This window comes from Acuticoccus sediminis (assembly GCF_003258595.1).
Lineage (GTDB): Bacteria > Pseudomonadota > Alphaproteobacteria > Rhizobiales > Amorphaceae > Acuticoccus > Acuticoccus sediminis.
On the sequence record NZ_QHHQ01000002.1, the window covers coordinates 1,188,143 to 1,204,107 of the forward strand.

Sequence of the window (15,965 nt, forward strand, 5' to 3'; positions counted from 1 at the left end):
CCCCTCGTTCCGGTCACGAGATCTGCGGTGCGAGCACCGCGTCTTCGTGCAGGAGTTGGTCAAGGATCGCGTTGAAGGTGTAGGCGGACATCCACTGCCGGTCCGCGTACGTCATGACGTCGTGCCATACGCTGCCGGGCAGCGCCGCCATGGGCAGGCCGAGGTCCGGATCACCGACGTCGAAGCCGACGTGGTGCTTGCGCTGCTCGGCGACGCTGTTGTCGGTGATGAAGCCGCCGGGATAGGGCCATGTCTTTTCCAGCGGATCAGGCGGCTGGTTGGCGGGCGGAAAGCCCGGGTGGCGGCGCTGGAAGGTGTGCGAGAGCTCGTGGCAGCCGTACCAGTCGGCGAAGGTCGGGTCGGTGTCCCAGACCCAGAAGGACGGCACCCCGCAGGGCCCGCACGCCACAGGGCCGAACACCTCCGTCATCTCGTCGTAGATCGCCGCGCCGCGCATGAAGCTGCTGCCGCCCTCGAAGTCGACGAGGCCGTAGTAGTGGGTCCGCGGATCGCGGCCGGAGGCCACCTCACGCGCCCGGATCGCGAGGAGCTGCGCGTTGACGAGGTTCGACTGGAACGCCGGGAAGCCCCCGGCCACCTGCGGCACCAGATTGTCGCCGTCGACGACGATCTGCGACCACTCCACCTCCGCCGTCGGGTAGGTCCGCACGAGGAAGGAGCGCAGGTGCGCGAAGTGCGTGGCGTCCGGCGTGATGACCGTCGCGTCGCGCACGCTGTGGTAGCGCAGGCCGACGGCGCGGATGCGCAGCACCGGCGCGCCGCGGAAGCTCACCGTCAGCGCCGTCTCGACGCCCGGAAGGTCGGCCGTGGGGCCGAGACCGTCGAACGGAACGTCGGCGCCGCCCGGCACCATGAGGCGGTTCAGCCGGATGCTGAGGTCGCCCTCCCGCACGGCGTCCGCCGGGAGCTTGAAGTTGAGGCTCGCGGCAGCGTCGTGGCGGCGGTCGTGAAGGTCGCTGGCAACGGCCGGGCCGACGTCGACGCGGTTCATCGCCGGCAGGAAGGACCAGCCGCCGGTCCCCCGCCGCCATGCGATCTCGCCCGTCACGATGGCGGGCGCGGTGAACGACTGCGGGTCGACGTAGATGCGCACGATCGTGGTCTTGCCGGCGATCAGCGGGACGTCGTTGTCGAGACTCTGCACCACCTGCGCGATCTCGACGCCCTCGATGATCGCGATGTCGCCCGGGGCGGCCCCCGCCGCGGCGCGGAGTTCGACGGCGGGCGCCGGCCGGATCTGCGGCGCGGCGTAGGGACAGCAGGGCGGCGCGGCCCTCTCGACGGCTGGTTCCGGAGCCATGCCGCGGTCGCGGGGATCAAGGTCTCGGTGCTCGTCGGCCATGGCCTATCCTTCAAAACATCAATGTGTTCATGAACTTGCCGCGACCCGAACCGGCCGGGGCACGAGCCGGGCGTCCCGGTGCGAGGCGTCCAGCTGCAGGATGGCGGGCGCGGCGACCTCGCGGCGCAGGTGCCGGGCGTGGTCGCGCATCGCCGCGACGGCGGGCGCGAAGGCGGCGGCGCAGCGGGATCGGGCGTAAAAGTCCGCGGCGCCCGCGAGGTGGGCCGCGTGGGCAAGGGCGAGGCGTGTCAGGTAGTGCCGCCGCACCGCCGTCCGGTCGCCGGGTGCGGCCGTCGCCACCGCCGCGCCGAGCACCGCGCCGCGAACGGCCCGGCCGACGCCGCTCCCGGACAGCGGGTCTTCCGCGCATGCCGCGTCGCCGACGAGGATGGCCCCGCACGGGGCGATGGGGTCGCCGAAGGCGGGCGTCGCGTCGCAGGCGACGGGAGGCGCCGCGGCAAGCCGCTCCAGCGTCGCGGACCAGCCGCGCCCCGCGAGGGTGCGCCGGGCGAGTTCCCGGGCCAGCTCGTGGCCACCGTCGCCCGGCAGGACCACCTGAACGGAGACCTGAGCGCCGGCCGGCGCCACGAACACCCAGCCTTCCAAGTGCGCCTCGAGGACCGCGCGTCCGACCGGCCCGGACAACGGAACGGTCCAGCCCCAGGCCGTGCGTGCGCCCGAGCGGAGCCGGGCCGACCGCCCACGGCCGGTGGCGTCGAGGACCTCGTCGAAGGAGCGTTCCGGCGGTGTTTCCACGACGGTGATGCCCGGCGGCAGGCGCTCCTCCATGGCGGCCGTCAGCGACCGGAGCGGGACGGCGACAAGCTCGCCGGGGACGGTTTCCGGCGGTCCGGGGCTCCACGCGAGCTCGCGCACCGCGATCGGGGCCGGCGCGACGGCGGCGAGAACCTCCCTCCCCAGTTCCAGCGCCAGCAGGTCGACGACGGAGGGGTCGAGCGTGACGATGCGGTCCGAGTGGTGCGGCGGACCGGCGAGCACGACGCTCCACCCCGCCCGCGCCAGCCGGCGCGCGGCCACCAGCCCCGCGACGCCCCGCCCCCGGATCAGCGCGAGCGACATGGTCGTCCCCGGCGGCCGGAAGGTGGCGGGCGGTCGGACGTCCGGCGGCGCATCGGTCAGCGGCCGCCGTCGCCGAAGCCGGCGAAACGCTCTTCCAGCGTCGCGACCCGTGCCCGCATCGAGCGGACAAGGGCGTCGGCCGCGGGGTCGAGACCGGCGGTCGCCGCCTCCAGCGCGGGAGCGACGCCGCGCTTGATGAACTCGGCCGGCGACACGGGCACCGGCGCGGCCGCCTCCGTCACCGGTCCGCGCATCGACACGCCCCCCGACACCGCCGGTTCGGCCGGAAGTATGAAGAGCGGGGCGCCGCCGTTGGCCGCGGCGGTCCGTGCCGCCTCGTCGAGGTTGTACATCAGCTCGCGGGCGCCGGTGATCAGCGCGTCCGCCTCGACGATGTTGCGCGGGGTGAACACGAGCGCCAGCAGCTCGATTACCTGCGCATAGGCGACGTTGGCGATCCGCTCGAACACGCTCGCGGGTGCCGCCGCCGGTAGCGGGGCCGGGTTCTCCGTCAGGCGGATGTAGAGGTTCGGGTCGAGCCCCTGCAGGCGCTCGCGCACGCGCAGGAAGCGCTGATAGTGGTCCTGCCCTTCCTCGATGATCAGCTTGATGAGCTGGAGGAGGCGCTCCTTCACCTCCCCTGTGAACGCGTCGCCCTGCTCGATACTGAGGAGGAGGCGCGTGTACATCCCGTCGATGGTGTCGTCCGCCGCATCGGGATCGAACGCCTCGCTGGGCGCCTCCACGGTGATGAACCAGTCGAGCCGCTCGGGCACGAGCGGGGTGAGCGAGAAGGTGTGGGTGAGGCCGCGCCCGTCGCGGTCGATGTCGGGCAGGGTCTCGAACCGGCCGAGCTCGTGCCGCTCGCCGACGGCGAGGAGCATCTCGTTGACCCAGCGCAGGTGCCGCATCTCGTCGATGGCGACGCTGAGCACGGTCTGCGCGGCCGACACCACCCGCTGGCGGGACTCCATGTTGTCCGCGAACGCGTTCTGGTCCAGCGAATAGTAGGCGTAGAGGTACTCGACCATCAGCCCGTGCTCGACGGTGGCGAGTTCGCGCAGGGCCCGCACGATCGTCGCGCGGTCGAGCACGTCCTCGTCCGGCAGCCGCGGCGCGGTCGCCACCGCCATCGCCCGGCCCTCGATGCCGTCGAAGACCGCCGGCAGCGTCTCCCACCGCTCGATCATCTCGACCTCGCCAATGTCGAGCGACTGCCATGTGCCGTAGTCCGTGACCGGGACGATCGGCTGCGGGTTGACGCGGTCGCGCTGAAAGTTGGCGATCTGCGGCGTATCGGCATCGGGACTGACGAGATCCGGCTTGTTGGACGCCCAGTAGAAGCAGCCGCACAGGGCGAAGTCGTACTGCCACGGCGAGCAGAGGCTGCGCGTCAGGTCGCCGGGATGGTACTCGTCCGGGTCGATGACGCCGTTGTCGTCGAGGATGCGGGCGCGCTCGCCGGTGACGAAGGCGAACCGCAGCCGCCCGTCGCCCTGGCGCGTCACCTCGATCGCCGGGTTGCCGCCGGCGAGGTAGGCGACGAAGGCCTCGACGATACGCTCCCGCGGCTCGACGCTCCCGAAGGGGGCGAGCGCGAGGGCGACGCGCCCGGGCGACAGATCGTGCACCACCCGCCAGTCCTGCAAGCCTCCGGACGGCCCGATCTGTGCCACCTCCTCCGCCGCCTCGCCGAAGGTGCCGGCGACCGCGACGAGGACGATGCCGGCGGGGAGGTCGCCGGCGAGCGCAGCGTGGATCGGTGCCGCGCGGGCAGGGTCGATGGTGCGAAGGACCGCCTGGGCGTGCAGCTCGAACTCCAGACCCGGGAAGAAGCGCTTGTCGAGGTTGCGCTGGTCGAACTCGAGGCCGGGGAACGAGTTGTCGACGCCGCTTTCCGGGCGCGTCGTCACCGGATTGCCGGCGACGACCGGGTGGCTGCGGGCGGTGGAATTGCGCGGATAGAGCTTCCGCGGCGGCGGTGTCGGCATCATCCCACTCCCTTGTCGTTGGCGGGCGGACCAGCGAAATAGTCCGGCCGAAGGGTGCTGATCTCGGCGTAGCTGGCGAGCAGGAAGGTCAGCCAGCCGCGGATGTAGTCGCAGGCCGGCCGTCCGCGCTCGACGACCTCGTGGTGGCAGCCGCCGCCGCACATGAAGCGGGCCCAGCAGCTCCGGCAGGGCTCCTGCGCGAGGACGTGGCGCGACGCGAGGAAGGCCGACCGCCGCGCATGGTCCGGCCCGGCGAGGACGTCACCCATGGCGAAGCGGTCGTCGTTGACCGCGCGGTGGCAGGCGTAGAGCCCGCCGTCCGCGGCGACCGAGCCGTACCCCGCTCCCGCCCCGCACGGGTACGGGCGGTGCGTGCCGCGGGCGATCTCGCCGAGCGCGATGGTGAAGTTCGAGAACGGCAGGTCGCCGCCGGCGAGGATCGCGTCGCGCGCGGCCTCCCCGCACGTGATCATCTCAGCGAGGAGGCCGGCGATGTCGTCCCGGTCGAAGGCGTAGTCCGGATCGGGCGAGACGAGGACGGGGGCAAAGCCGACCGATTCGGCGCCCGTCGCGACGAGGTCCCGAAGGGTCGCGAGCAGCGGCCCGCTGCGCGGCGTGACGGTCGCGCGGATGCTGACGCGCGCCCCGTCCGCGGCCAGAAGGCGCGCGAGGCCCTCGCGGGCCGCCGCCGTGCTGCCGCGGCCCCTCTTGTCGGGCCGCAGGGCATCGTTGACGGCGGCGGGACCGTCGAGGCTGACGTTGGCGGTGAAGCGGTGGGCGGCGAAGAACGCGGCGTCGTCCTCTGTCACCATGGTCGCGTTGGTGGTGAGGGAGAAGCGCAGGTCGATCCCCCGCCGTGCGGCCTCCCCGCTCGCCCACTCCGTCACCGCGCGCACCAGCGGCCGGTTGAGAAGCGGCTCGCCGCCCATGAAGCCGAGCACCGCCCGCCCCGCCGGCTCGGCCTCGCGCAGCAGCAGCTCGACGGCGCGGATCGCCGTCTCGGCGGACATCACCTTCGTCGCCTCGCCGAAGTGACCGCGGTCGGCGTAGCAGTAGCGGCAGGCGAGGTTGCAGGCCTGCGCCACGTTGAGGGACAGCGCGTGGAGCGGCGGCGGGGCCGGCGCGACCCCGTCGACGTACGGGCGGGCCGCCAGCGCCGGCGCCGCGTCGAAGCGGCCCGCCAGGATGTCTTCGAACGTCTCCTCGTCGACGTCGTAGATGCGGCTGCCGTCGACGAAAAGGGCATGCCGGCCGACCGCACTCGCGAAGGGAAGGACATCGACCATCGCTCGACCTCAGACCCCCGTGACCTTGCGGCTCCACAGCCGCACCAGCTCGTACTGCCGGCGGCTGAGGTGCATGGGCTGACCGTCCGAGCCGCGCATCAGCGCCGGCATGCGCCGGTCGAACACGCCGAACTGGTCGCGCGGCGGGCGCAGCCAGCGCTCCACGAAGGACGGGTCGTCGCGCAGGCGGTCCTTGAGGTATTGCAGCGCGTTGAGGCGCCGGTGCTTGCGGTTGCCGGCGAAGGTCACCGGCATGCTGTCGACGCGGGTCGCGAGGTTGCCGTCGACCGCCGCGGCGGGCCACATCGTGCCGATCGGCGGCGCTTCGGCGTCGGCGGACGGCGGCGGCAGCCCGGGGGTTCCGTTGGTGGCGCGCGAGCGGCCGGCCTGGGCGTCCTTGTTCATCATGTCGGAGGTCTCGAGCGCGCGCTCCAGGATGTCGCCGACGACGGCCTCCAGCTCATCCATCGACAGGGCGGCATCGGCGACGTCGGTGCGGCGCATCCGGTCGGCGAGACCGTCCTGGAGCGACACGAAGGGCCGTGCGGCGGGCGCGAAGTCCGGCGGGCCGACGGCGACGCGCGCGAACGCCGTCGGCAAGCCGGCGACGGTGCAGCGCACCAGCCCGTCGCTGACGTCGTCGACGAGGCCGACCGAGCGTCCGCCCCGCAGGGTCGCGGCGAGGCCCTGCGGCGACACGCGCTGGTCCCGCGGCACCGGACCCGGCGCGCCGAGCCCGCCGATGATCGCCGTCGCCCACCCGGACTGCGGGTTGAGGACGCGCCGCTCCGCCGGGAGCTGGAAGTCGCGCCACTGCGGGTCGGCGGCGATCCGGGCGGCGAGGTCCGTCGGCCCGTAGACGACGCCGGCGGGCGCATACACCCTCAGCCGCAGCCCCGGCAGCTCCGCCGACGGACGCACGGCCTGAATCGCGCCGAGGACGACCGCCGCGCCGGACGGCACCAGCCGCTGCGCCTCCGGTCCCGGCGAGCCGGCCGCGAGGGACTTGCGCACGGTGTCGGTCGCGGCCGCCTCGGCGGTCGCCTCCACCCGGTCTCCGTCCCGCAGCGTGTAGTGGTAGGGCTTCAGGTTGGCGACGGTGACGGACCACATGACGTCGCCGAGCCCGAGGCCGGCGCCGTTCAGCACCGCCTCGGTGACCGGCCCCTCGTGCTCGGTCCCGTCGTCCGTCCACGCACCGTGCAGCTCGAAGAAGGGGCAGACGGGAAAGAAACGGTCGTCATCGTCCTTCAGCGCGATCGCGCCGAAGGCGTCGGCCGGGGTGACGGTGGCGTTGCCGTCCGCGTCGAGGTCGATCGTGTCCTCGGGGACGAGCGTCGTCTTGGACGAGATGTCCGGCGACACCGGCGGTGCCGACCACGAATAGGCCTGGCAGGGCCGGCCGGCGGACCCGACGCGGCCGAACGCCAGCGGCGGCAGGAGCCACACCTTGTTGATGACGATCATCGGCGTCGACCTCCCTCCCCTCGTTGCGGTCCGGTCTCAGATGCGCGTGTGGATCGCCGCGCGCCCCATCGCGGCCGGCGGCCCGGCGCCGAGCGACTCCGGTTGTGCGCCCGACGGAAGCGGGGCGCCGAAGCAGCCGCCGAGCGGGCGCACCACCGCCTGCCCGAGCCTGTGGGCGAGGCCCACCACCTTGATGCGGATCTTGTCCGCCACCTGCCCGCCGAAGCGGATCGGCTGGCCGTCGATCTCGATGTCGCCGATGCCGAAGCCGGCGCCCTCCGGCACCTCGAGCACCCCGCGCACGTGATGTCCCTCGACGCCGCGCGTGAAGCGCCACACCGTTTCCGGCGAAGCACCGCCGGGAAGGCTCCACCCGGTGAAGGAGATGCTCTCGAAGGAGAGTTCCGGCGGGTCGGCGAGCGAGACCGTGTGGCCCGCCCGCGCCAGATCGTTGATCGCCTCGCCGATGGTCGGGTCGCTGTGCCGGTTGGGGACGCCGTAGGCGCCGCAGCGGATCAGCTCCTGCGCACCGGTCATGACGCTGCCGTCCGGCCGCGCCCGCACGACGCTGGCACCCGCCGCGAGTTCGATCGCCGCGCCGATGGTGTTGGGCGCGGCGATCATGTGCATCGCGCCGGTGCTCGAGTTGGCGTTCCAGCGGTTCTGCGTCAGGTACCGGCCGGCGGCGTCGAAGATGTCCCGCCGCTCCACCTGCGGCGAGACGTGCTCGCGGTAGAGGTCCAGCACGGTCTCCGGCTGGTGGCGGGCGAGGAGACGGAAATACTCGCGGTCCTCGCAGGTGAAGGTGATGCGCACGATCGTTCCGTCCTCGGCCCGGTCGACGCTCCACTCGCAGTATTCGACCTGACCGCTCCGCGATTCGTCGCCGATGACCCAGCGCTCCTCGTCGGACGCGGAGGCGGTCGTGATGGGGAGCGGGAACGCGGCCCAGCCGACGGGCTGGGTGACGGCATCGTCCTCGATGCCGTCGGCGGGGTTGAAGAACTGGTTGCGCGGTCCGGCAAACGTCGCGATCGGGGTCTGGGTCGAGCTCTCGAAGTAGCTTCGGACCTCCTTGTCCCAATCGTCCAGCGCGACCTCGTTCAGGTCGGTCAACCCGCCGGGCGGGGAGAAAAACGTCGCCATGGCGTCCTCGGCCTCGTGTCTAAGAGATCAGGTTGGGGGCGGCGCGCACGGTCCCGTCGGCCACCATCTCGAGCGGGTCGGCGTCCTCCGGCTCGCTGGAGAAGGGCAGCGTCAGGTCGAACTCCGACACGCCGAGGGTTCTGAAGTAGCGCCGCCGCGAGGCGACCAGCCGGACGAGGTCGTGGGCGCCTTCAGGCGTTGCGAGGCGCGCCCGCACGGCGGCGACGTAGGCCGCCAGCTCCTCGCCGAGCGCGGTTCGGGACGCGGCCTCGTCGCCCTCCATCCGCGCGACGACCTCGGCCTCCACCGAGCCCGGCGATCCGGCCGCGGCGGCGGCCAGCGAGGCGAGCGCCGCGGCCTCGACCGAGCCGTCGCCGGTTCCGGCCGCGCCCTCGTCCGGAAAGTGGCGCAGGAGGGTGGCGCGGCGGGCCGACTGGATCGGGTTGGCGAAGTCCACCGCGAGCAGCGCGCGGGCGAACCGCCGGCTCAGCACCCCGCGCTCGATCAGCGTCATGATCACGTCGAGATCCTCGAACGCCGGAGCCGGGCAGGCGAGCACGAAGAAGCTGTCGCCCGGGCGGGCGAACCCCGAGCGTTGCTCGCGCAGCTCCACGCCAAGCTCGGCGACCGCCGCCCGGTAGAGCGCGCCGGGAACGGTCGTGCGGCCCCGGATCGCCAGCGGGTCGAGGATGTCGGCCGCGGTCCAGAACTCGCGGTTGAGGTGGATCTCGAGGGGGACGGTGACGGCCGTCGTGTCGTCGATCAGCGAGAACTCGGTCGGCGAGGCGACGAGATTGACGGTGGTGGTCTCGACCACCTGCCGGAAGAGCGTCCGCGCGCCACGGATGCGGCCGCCATCGGTCGCGGAGTCGAGCCGCGCCTTCGTCCAGCGGCGGATGCCCGGGACGATGACCTGCGTCTCGAGGATCTCCGCGCCCCGCGCCTCGGTGAAGAACGGGTGGTTCACGATCGGATGGCCCGGCGCGAACGCCTCGCGCGCGATGCCGACGGTCTGGCTCTGCCAGTGCAGCCACGGCTGGCGCAGCTCCTTCATCACCAGCGAGCCGTTGACGTGTCCGTCGAACGGTCCGGTCATGCGCGTCGGCGGGTTCAGCGCGCGGGTTCCGTCGCCGGAGTGGAACCAGACGCCCTGTCGCCGCTGGTAGAAGTTGTAGGCACGCTTTTCGGGGTCCCAGCCGAGGATCTGCAGGAGGCCGTCGCCGGCGCCCGGCCGGTCGTCGAGGCTGATCATGACCACGGGCGGCCCGTCCGGCCCCGCCGCGCCGCGCAGGACGACGACGAAGCGCAGCGCGCGGGCGAGCCGCGCGGTCGCGTCGGTGAACGGGATCTGCCCGCCCTCGCCGACGACGAAGCTCAGCCGCTCCGGCACCGCGCTCGCGGCGAACTCGGGACGCGCAGACGCGGCAGCGAGGAGCGCGACGACGGCATCCACCGACTGCGGACGCTCGCCGCGGCGCAGCGCGAGCACGGCGAACGGGTCGGCCAGAGCGTCGAGCTCGGCGTCCGTCATCACCTGTCCCGGTGGGGTGTCGAGGCCGACGATCATGCGCAGGACCGGGGCGGTCGCTGCAATCGCAACATCCGCTCCGGCCCGCGTCGTCGATCCGTGTTCGCCTTGGGGCAGTCCCAGGCCTGCGTGTTGATCGGCAGCTCTACCATCCGGCAAAAGCTCGCGCTTAGCGTAAATATTAATTTCGAGCTCCCGTAAATATTTCCAACAATCGCAGACTGTCGCAAACACGAGCGCTAGTACATCCCGACCTGAAATGCTCGGTCGGGCAGCACTCCCATTCGGGAGTGACCAGTGAATATAGATAAAATAGTATCTCTAATTGCGAGGTTGAGCAATATAGATGTGCATCACCTCTTTGCGATTGGCACGTCCGGGGCCGCCCGACCGCGCCATCGACGGGGATGCCAAGTCCCTGAGCGGGACGGCATTCCCCGTCCCGCCGGTGCCCTCATCGGGTGTCGGCGCGCCGCGCGGCGACCGGGTCAGCCGAGGGCTTCGGCCATGTCCTCGGCGGCGCAGCGCCGCATCGTCGCCCACAGCGCCTCGATGTCGGGCCACTCGGTGCCCAGCGCGCCGATCGAGACGCGGACCATCCATCGGCCGTCGAGGGTCGCCGGCGTCAGGTACGCCTCGCCGGAACGGTTCACCGCGTCGGCCCACGCCCTCGTGTGACGGTCGAGCGCCTCGCCGGTGAGGCCGGCCGGCTGGTGGCGCAGGCACACGGTCTGGAGGTCGACCGGCGCCAGCACGCGCCAGTCCGGCGTGGTCTCCACGACCGCCGCGAAGCGCTTGGCGTTGGCGAGATCGCGCCTCAGCCGCGCCATCAGTCCGGCAACGCCCTGCTCGCGGATGACGAACCAGAGCTTGAGCGCGCGGAACCGGCGGCCGAGCGGGATGCCGAGGTCGCGGAGGTTGCGCACCTCCCCGTCCACCGGCGACTGCAGGAAGGACGGATTGGTCGACATCACGCGCACGAGGTGCTCCTCGTCCCGCACGTAGTAGAGCGAGCAGTCGAACGGCACGCCGATCCACTTGTGCGCGTTGATGACGAGGCTGTCGGCGCCCTCGACGCCCTCCCACATCCACCTGCATTCGGGCAGGATCATCGCCGCCCCCGCCATCGCCGCGTCGACGTGGAGCCACAGGCCGTGCTCGCGGGCGATCCCGGCGCAGTCGGCGATGGGGTCGAAGGAGGCGGTCGCCGTGCCGCCGACGCAGGCGACGATGGCCGAAGGGACGTGCCCCGCCGCGATGTCCGCCTCGACGAGGGAGCGCAGCACGTCCGCCCGCATGCCCTGCCGCTCGTCGAGCGGTACGTTGCGGATGTTTTCCCGCCCGTAGCCGGCGAGGAGCGCGCCCTTCTCCACCGAGGAGTGGCTGCCGGCGGAGGCGTAGACGATGTGCCGCCTCTCCTCGCCCTGCATGCCGCCCCGCGCCAGGCTGAACGCGGTGGACCGTTCGCGCGCGCACATGAGCGCGACGAGGGTGCTCGTCGACGCGGTGTCGTTGATGACGCCGCGCCACCCGTCCGAGAGGCCGACCATCTGGCGGAACCAGTCGACCGTCACCTCCTCCACCTCGCTCAGCGCCGGGGAGGACTGCCAGGAGAGGCCGAGGACACCGAGCCCCGTGCTCGCCATGTCGCCGAGGACCCCGGCCAGCAGCGCGTTGCCGGGGAAGAAGCCGAAGAAGCGCGGATGCTGCCAATGGGTCAGGTGCGGCGCGACGATCGCGTCGATGTCGGCGAGGCAGGCCTCGAACGGCTCCCCCTCCTGCGGCGGCGCCGACGGCAGCAGCGCTCGCACATCGCCGGGATGCGTCGGCGGCTGCACCGGCCGGTCGCCCAGTCCGGCATGGTAGTCGGCGATCCAGTCGATCAGCGCGTGGCCGTGCCGACGAAAACTCTCCGGGTCCATCACAAGCTCCTTCCGTCCCACTCCGCCCCCGCGCGAAACGCCGGCCGGCGTCGCGCCGGCTCTGGCGCCTGCGCCGCCGCATGTCCATGCCCGACGGCCCGGCCGGGCCGCGCTCCGCCGTGCGACCCGGCCGGACCGGTCCCGCCACGGGAGGGCCGCCGGCGGGGGCGCGGGCGATGATGGGCGCCCGCGAGGCGTCCGTCGAGCGCCGCAGCCGACGCCGGTGCGGCGCCGGGACGGACGGCCGGGTGACGGTGGGGGCAAAGCGGGAAGGATCATCGGCACCTGTGAGCAAATGCCCAGGCGCCGGTCAATTGTAACAGAAGCGTCGTCAAAGTGTCGTCGTGGCGTCGTGCGGCGCGCTTAACCGGCGCCTATCGAGCCGTTCCCCTCGGCTTGCGACTGGTCCGGCGCCCACCCCTCGCGCCCGTTCATCAGGAGTCGACACATGATCACCCTCAATCGGCGTCACGCGCTGGGGCTCATGGGCGCCACCGCCGGCACCCTCGTCCTGCCCGGCTACCTGCGCGCGCAGGGCCAGCGCCCGTCCATCACCGTCGCGGTGCAGAAGATCTCCAACAACAACACGCTGGACCCCTATCACGAGCAGTCCAACGTCGGCGAGCGGGTGTTCTTCCCGAACCTGTGGGAAGGCCTCATCCTGCGCGACTGGATGGGCGACCAGGGTCCGGTCCCGGGCCTCGCCACCCAGTGGCGCCGCCTCGACGACAAGACGATCGAGCTCGACCTGCGCCAGGGCGTCAGGTTCCACAATGGCGACGAGATGACCGCCGAGGACGTCGCCTTCTCGTTCTCCAAGGAGCGCGTCTTCGCCGACACCGAGCCCGCGGGCGGCAAGACCATCTACGAGGAGAACTACAAGCCGAAGACCGGCAAGGACCTCCCCGCGACGGTGCCCGGCATCGGCCGCCGCCTGTGGCCGGCGCTGGAAGGCATCGAGGTCGTCGACAAGTACACCGTTCGCCTCCACAACGCGACGCCCGACGTCACGCTGGAGGGCCGCCTCTACGCCTACGGCAGCCAGATCCTGAGCCGCCGCGCGTGGGACGAGGCCGCCACCTACTCCGACTGGTCGAAGAAGCCCGTCACCACCGGCCCCTACATGGTCGAGGAGTACCGTCCGGACGTGTCGCTCACGCTGGTGGCGTTCGACGACTACTGGGGCGGCCGCCCGCCGCTCGAGCGCATCACCTTCGTCGAGGTTCCCGAGGTGTCGAGCCGCGTCAACGGCCTCCTCTCGGGCGAATACGACTTCGCCTGCGACCTGCCGCCGGACCAGATCGGCACGGTGTCGGACGCCTCCGGCTTCGAGGTGCAGTCCTCGACCATCTGGAACCACCGTATCTCGGTCTTCAACATCGAGAACGAGATCCTCGCCGATCCGCTGGTGCGCCGCGCCATGACCCACGCCATCGACCGGCAGGCGATCGTCGATGCGCTGTGGGGCGGCATGACGAAGATCCCCGCCGGCCTCCAGTTCGAAAGCTTCCGCTCGTCCGACATGTTTATCGACGGGTGGACGGTGCCGGAGTACGACCCGCAGCTTGCCAGGGACCTCCTCAAGCAGGCCGGCTACAAGGGCGACGCGATCCCCTTCCGCCTCCTCAACAACTACTACATCAACCAGGTCCCCAACGGGCAGATCATGGTCGAGATGTGGCGCCAGGTCGGTCTCAACGTCGAGATCGAGATGAAGGAGAACTGGGGCCAGATCCACGCCCACGAGGGCATCAAGGGCGTCCGCGACTGGTCGGCGTCGAACAACATCAACGACCCGATCACGCCGATCGTCGTCCAGTTCGGCCCCAACAGCCAGATCCAGCAGAAGCGCGACTGGTCGAACGCCGAGATGAACGACCTCTGCGTGCTGATGGAGACCTCCACCGACCACGCCAAGCGCAAGAAGGCCGCCGGCCGCATGCTCGAGATCTGCGAGCGCGAGGACCCGGCCTACCAGGTGCTGCACCAGAACGCCGTGTTCACCGGCATGCGCTCGGACCTCGGCTTCAAGGCGGCCCCCGCCTTCGCGATGGACTTCCGCGCCTCCAACTGGCCCGACTGATCCCACCTCACGCGTCCCGGCGGCCCAGGCTGCCGGGACGTTTTTCGGTCTGGCGGGGCCGGTTGCGTCCAACTCGAACGGAGGGCACGCGGTGTCGAAGAACGCCTCATCCAACCTCGTGGAGATCCGGGATCTCACCGTCGCGTTCGACGGCGTGCCCGTGCTCCACGGCATCGACCTGTCCGTGGCGCCCGGCGAGGCGGTGGGTCTCGTCGGCGAGTCGGGCTGCGGCAAGTCCGTGACGTGGCTCGCGGCCCTCGGCCTGCTGCCGTCCAAGGCGGCGGTGACGGGCTCGGTGCGGCTCGGACCGGTGGAGCTCGCCGGCGCGCCGCGCCAGACGCTCGAGGACGTGCGCGGGGCGAAGATCGCGATGATCTTCCAGGACCCCTCGAGTGCGCTCAACCCGGTGATCCGCGCCGGCCGGCAGATCGTCGAGGCGCTGCGCCTCCACCGCGGCCTCACCGGCCGGGCCGCCCGCGCGGAGGCGGTGCGGCTGATGGACCTCGTCGGCATCCCCGATGCCAGGCGCCGCTTCGACCTCTACCCGCACGAATTCTCCGGCGGCCAGTGCCAGCGCCTGATGATCGCGATGGCGCTCGCGGGCGAACCGGAACTTCTGGTCGCCGACGAGCCGACGACCGCGCTCGACGCCACCATCCAGGCCCAGATCCTCGACCTTCTCGCGACCCTGCGCGAGGAGACGGGCATGGCGGTCGTCTTCATCAGCCACGACCTCGGCGCGGTCAGCCAGGTGTGCGAGCGCATCTGCGTCATGTACGCCGGGCGCATCGTCGAGGAGGGGCCGGTCGGCGAACTCTTCGAGGCGCCGCGCCACCCCTATACCCGCGGCCTGTTCGACGCGATCCCGACCCTGACCGGCCCGCGCGAGCGCCTCGTGCCGATCCCCGGCACGGTGCCCGATCCGCGCACGCTGCCGCGCGGCTGCGCCTTCGCCCCGCGCTGCTCGCGCGGGATCGCCCTCTGCCACCTCGACCGGCCGCCGCTTCGGGGCCGGGACGGGGTCCGGCAGCTCGCCTGCCACGACCCGGTGCCCGACACGGCAGGCCGCGCCGCGTGGGCGCTGGCACCCGCCGCGGCCGTGGCGGGAGCCCGCCCGTGACCGCCCTTCTCGAGGCGGAAGGGCTGGTGCGCGTCTACCAGACCCGGACCGGCCTCTTCGGCCGCGCGATCCCCGTGCGGGCCGTCAACGGCGTCAGCCTGTCGGTCCGGCCGGGCGAGACGCTGGGGATCGTCGGCGAGAGCGGGTCCGGCAAGTCCACCCTCGGCCGGATGCTGCTCGGCGTCGACCCGGCCGAAGCGGGCACCGTTCGCTTCGAGGGCGAGGCGATGCCGGTCTTCGGCACCCCGGCCTGGCGGCGCCTTCGCGCCAGGATGCAGATGGTCCATCAGGACCCGCTCGGCGCGCTCGACCGGCGCCTCACCATCGCGCGCCAGATCCGCGAGCCGCTCGACATCCACGACATCGGCCCCCGCGCCGGCCGCGACGGCCGCGTCGCGACGCTCATGGAACAGGTGGGCCTGCGGCCCGATCAGGCCGGCCGCTACCCGCACGAGCTCTCCGGTGGCCAGCGCCAGCGCGTCGTCATCGCCCGTGCGCTCGCCTCCGAACCGGCCCTCCTGGTGTGCGACGAGCCGGTCTCGGCGCTCGACGTGTCGATCCAGGCGCAGGTGGTGAACCTCCTCGCCGACCTGCAGGCCGAGAAGGGCCTCGGCATGGTCTTCATCAGCCACGACCTCAAGGTCGTGCGCAATATCGCCGAACGCGTCGCCGTCATGTACCTCGGCGAGATCGTCGAGGAGGGACCCGTCGACGCCGTCTTCGGCGCGCCGCAGCACCCGTACACGCGGGCGCTCGTCTCCTCGGTGCCGGAGCCCGGCCGGCGTCTCGACGGACGGCAGATCCTGAAGGGGGAACCGCCCAACCCCGCGGCGCGCCCCGCCGGCTGCGCCTTCCACCCCCGCTGTCCGCACGCCGAGCCGCGCTGCGCGGCGACCGCCCCCGCGCTCCGCCCGAGCGCCCCGTCCCGCCGCGCCGCATGCCACCTGCTGCCGGCGGCGCAGAAGATCGCCGCCTGAGG

11 protein-coding genes are annotated in these 15,965 nt (G+C 72.1%); 3 read left to right on the plus strand and 8 right to left on the minus strand.

The window, feature by feature from the left end:
• Positions 1-13: 13 nt before the first annotated feature.
• The 8 genes from DLJ53_RS13235 to DLJ53_RS13270 form a co-directional block, all read right to left on the minus strand.
• Entirely contained in the window at positions 14-1,363 is a 1,350-nt protein-coding gene (locus tag DLJ53_RS13235) for a hypothetical protein (protein ID WP_111345836.1), read from the minus strand.
• A gap of 27 nt (positions 1,364-1,390) precedes the next feature.
• The gene (locus DLJ53_RS13240; RefSeq protein ID WP_111345838.1) at positions 1,391-2,443 is read right to left on the minus strand and encodes an NAD(P)/FAD-dependent oxidoreductase; all 1,053 of its coding nucleotides are present in this window, start codon (positions 2,441-2,443) and stop codon (positions 1,391-1,393) included.
• A gap of 56 nt (positions 2,444-2,499) precedes the next feature.
• Positions 2,500-4,434, minus strand: coding sequence for a ferritin-like domain-containing protein (locus tag DLJ53_RS13245; RefSeq protein ID WP_162409178.1), 1,935 nt, complete (start codon positions 4,432-4,434; stop codon positions 2,500-2,502).
• A complete protein-coding gene (locus tag DLJ53_RS13250) occupies positions 4,434-5,720 on the minus strand; it encodes a radical SAM/SPASM domain-containing protein (protein ID WP_111345842.1) in 1,287 nt (428 codons plus the stop codon). The genes DLJ53_RS13245 and DLJ53_RS13250 overlap by 1 nt, the downstream gene beginning before the upstream one ends.
• Before the next feature lie 9 nt (positions 5,721-5,729).
• A complete protein-coding gene (locus DLJ53_RS13255) occupies positions 5,730-7,187 on the minus strand; it encodes a hypothetical protein (RefSeq protein WP_111345844.1) in 1,458 nt (485 codons plus the stop codon).
• 36 nt (positions 7,188-7,223) lie between these two features.
• Positions 7,224-8,333 (minus strand): hypothetical protein, encoded by a 1,110-nt coding sequence (locus tag DLJ53_RS13260; protein ID WP_111345846.1) that lies wholly within the window; start codon positions 8,331-8,333, stop codon positions 7,224-7,226.
• 19 nt (positions 8,334-8,352) lie between these two features.
• Positions 8,353-9,864: a hypothetical protein gene (locus DLJ53_RS13265; RefSeq protein WP_162409179.1), complete on the minus strand. Its 1,512-nt coding sequence runs from the start codon at positions 9,862-9,864 to the stop codon at positions 8,353-8,355.
• Positions 9,865-10,349: 485 nt separating this feature from the next.
• Complete coding sequence (locus tag DLJ53_RS13270) at positions 10,350-11,783, minus strand: pyridoxal phosphate-dependent decarboxylase family protein (protein ID WP_111345850.1); 1,434 nt, start codon at positions 11,781-11,783, stop codon at positions 10,350-10,352.
• A gap of 448 nt (positions 11,784-12,231) precedes the next feature.
• On the opposite strand from DLJ53_RS13270, the gene DLJ53_RS13275 reads away from it, so the two are divergent.
• From DLJ53_RS13275 to DLJ53_RS13285, 3 genes are all read left to right on the plus strand, one after another.
• Positions 12,232-13,866 carry an ABC transporter substrate-binding protein gene (locus DLJ53_RS13275; RefSeq protein WP_111345852.1) on the plus strand — a complete coding sequence of 545 codons (1,635 nt, stop codon included), beginning with the start codon at positions 12,232-12,234 and terminating at the stop codon, positions 13,864-13,866.
• A 91-nt stretch (positions 13,867-13,957) separates the two neighbouring features.
• Entirely contained in the window at positions 13,958-14,986 is a 1,029-nt protein-coding gene (locus DLJ53_RS13280; protein WP_111345854.1) for an ABC transporter ATP-binding protein, read from the plus strand.
• Positions 14,983-15,963 carry an ABC transporter ATP-binding protein gene (locus DLJ53_RS13285; protein ID WP_111346305.1) on the plus strand — a complete coding sequence of 327 codons (981 nt, stop codon included), beginning with the start codon at positions 14,983-14,985 and terminating at the stop codon, positions 15,961-15,963. Before DLJ53_RS13280 ends, DLJ53_RS13285 begins: the two co-directional genes overlap by 4 nt.
• Positions 15,964-15,965 lie beyond the last annotated feature (2 nt).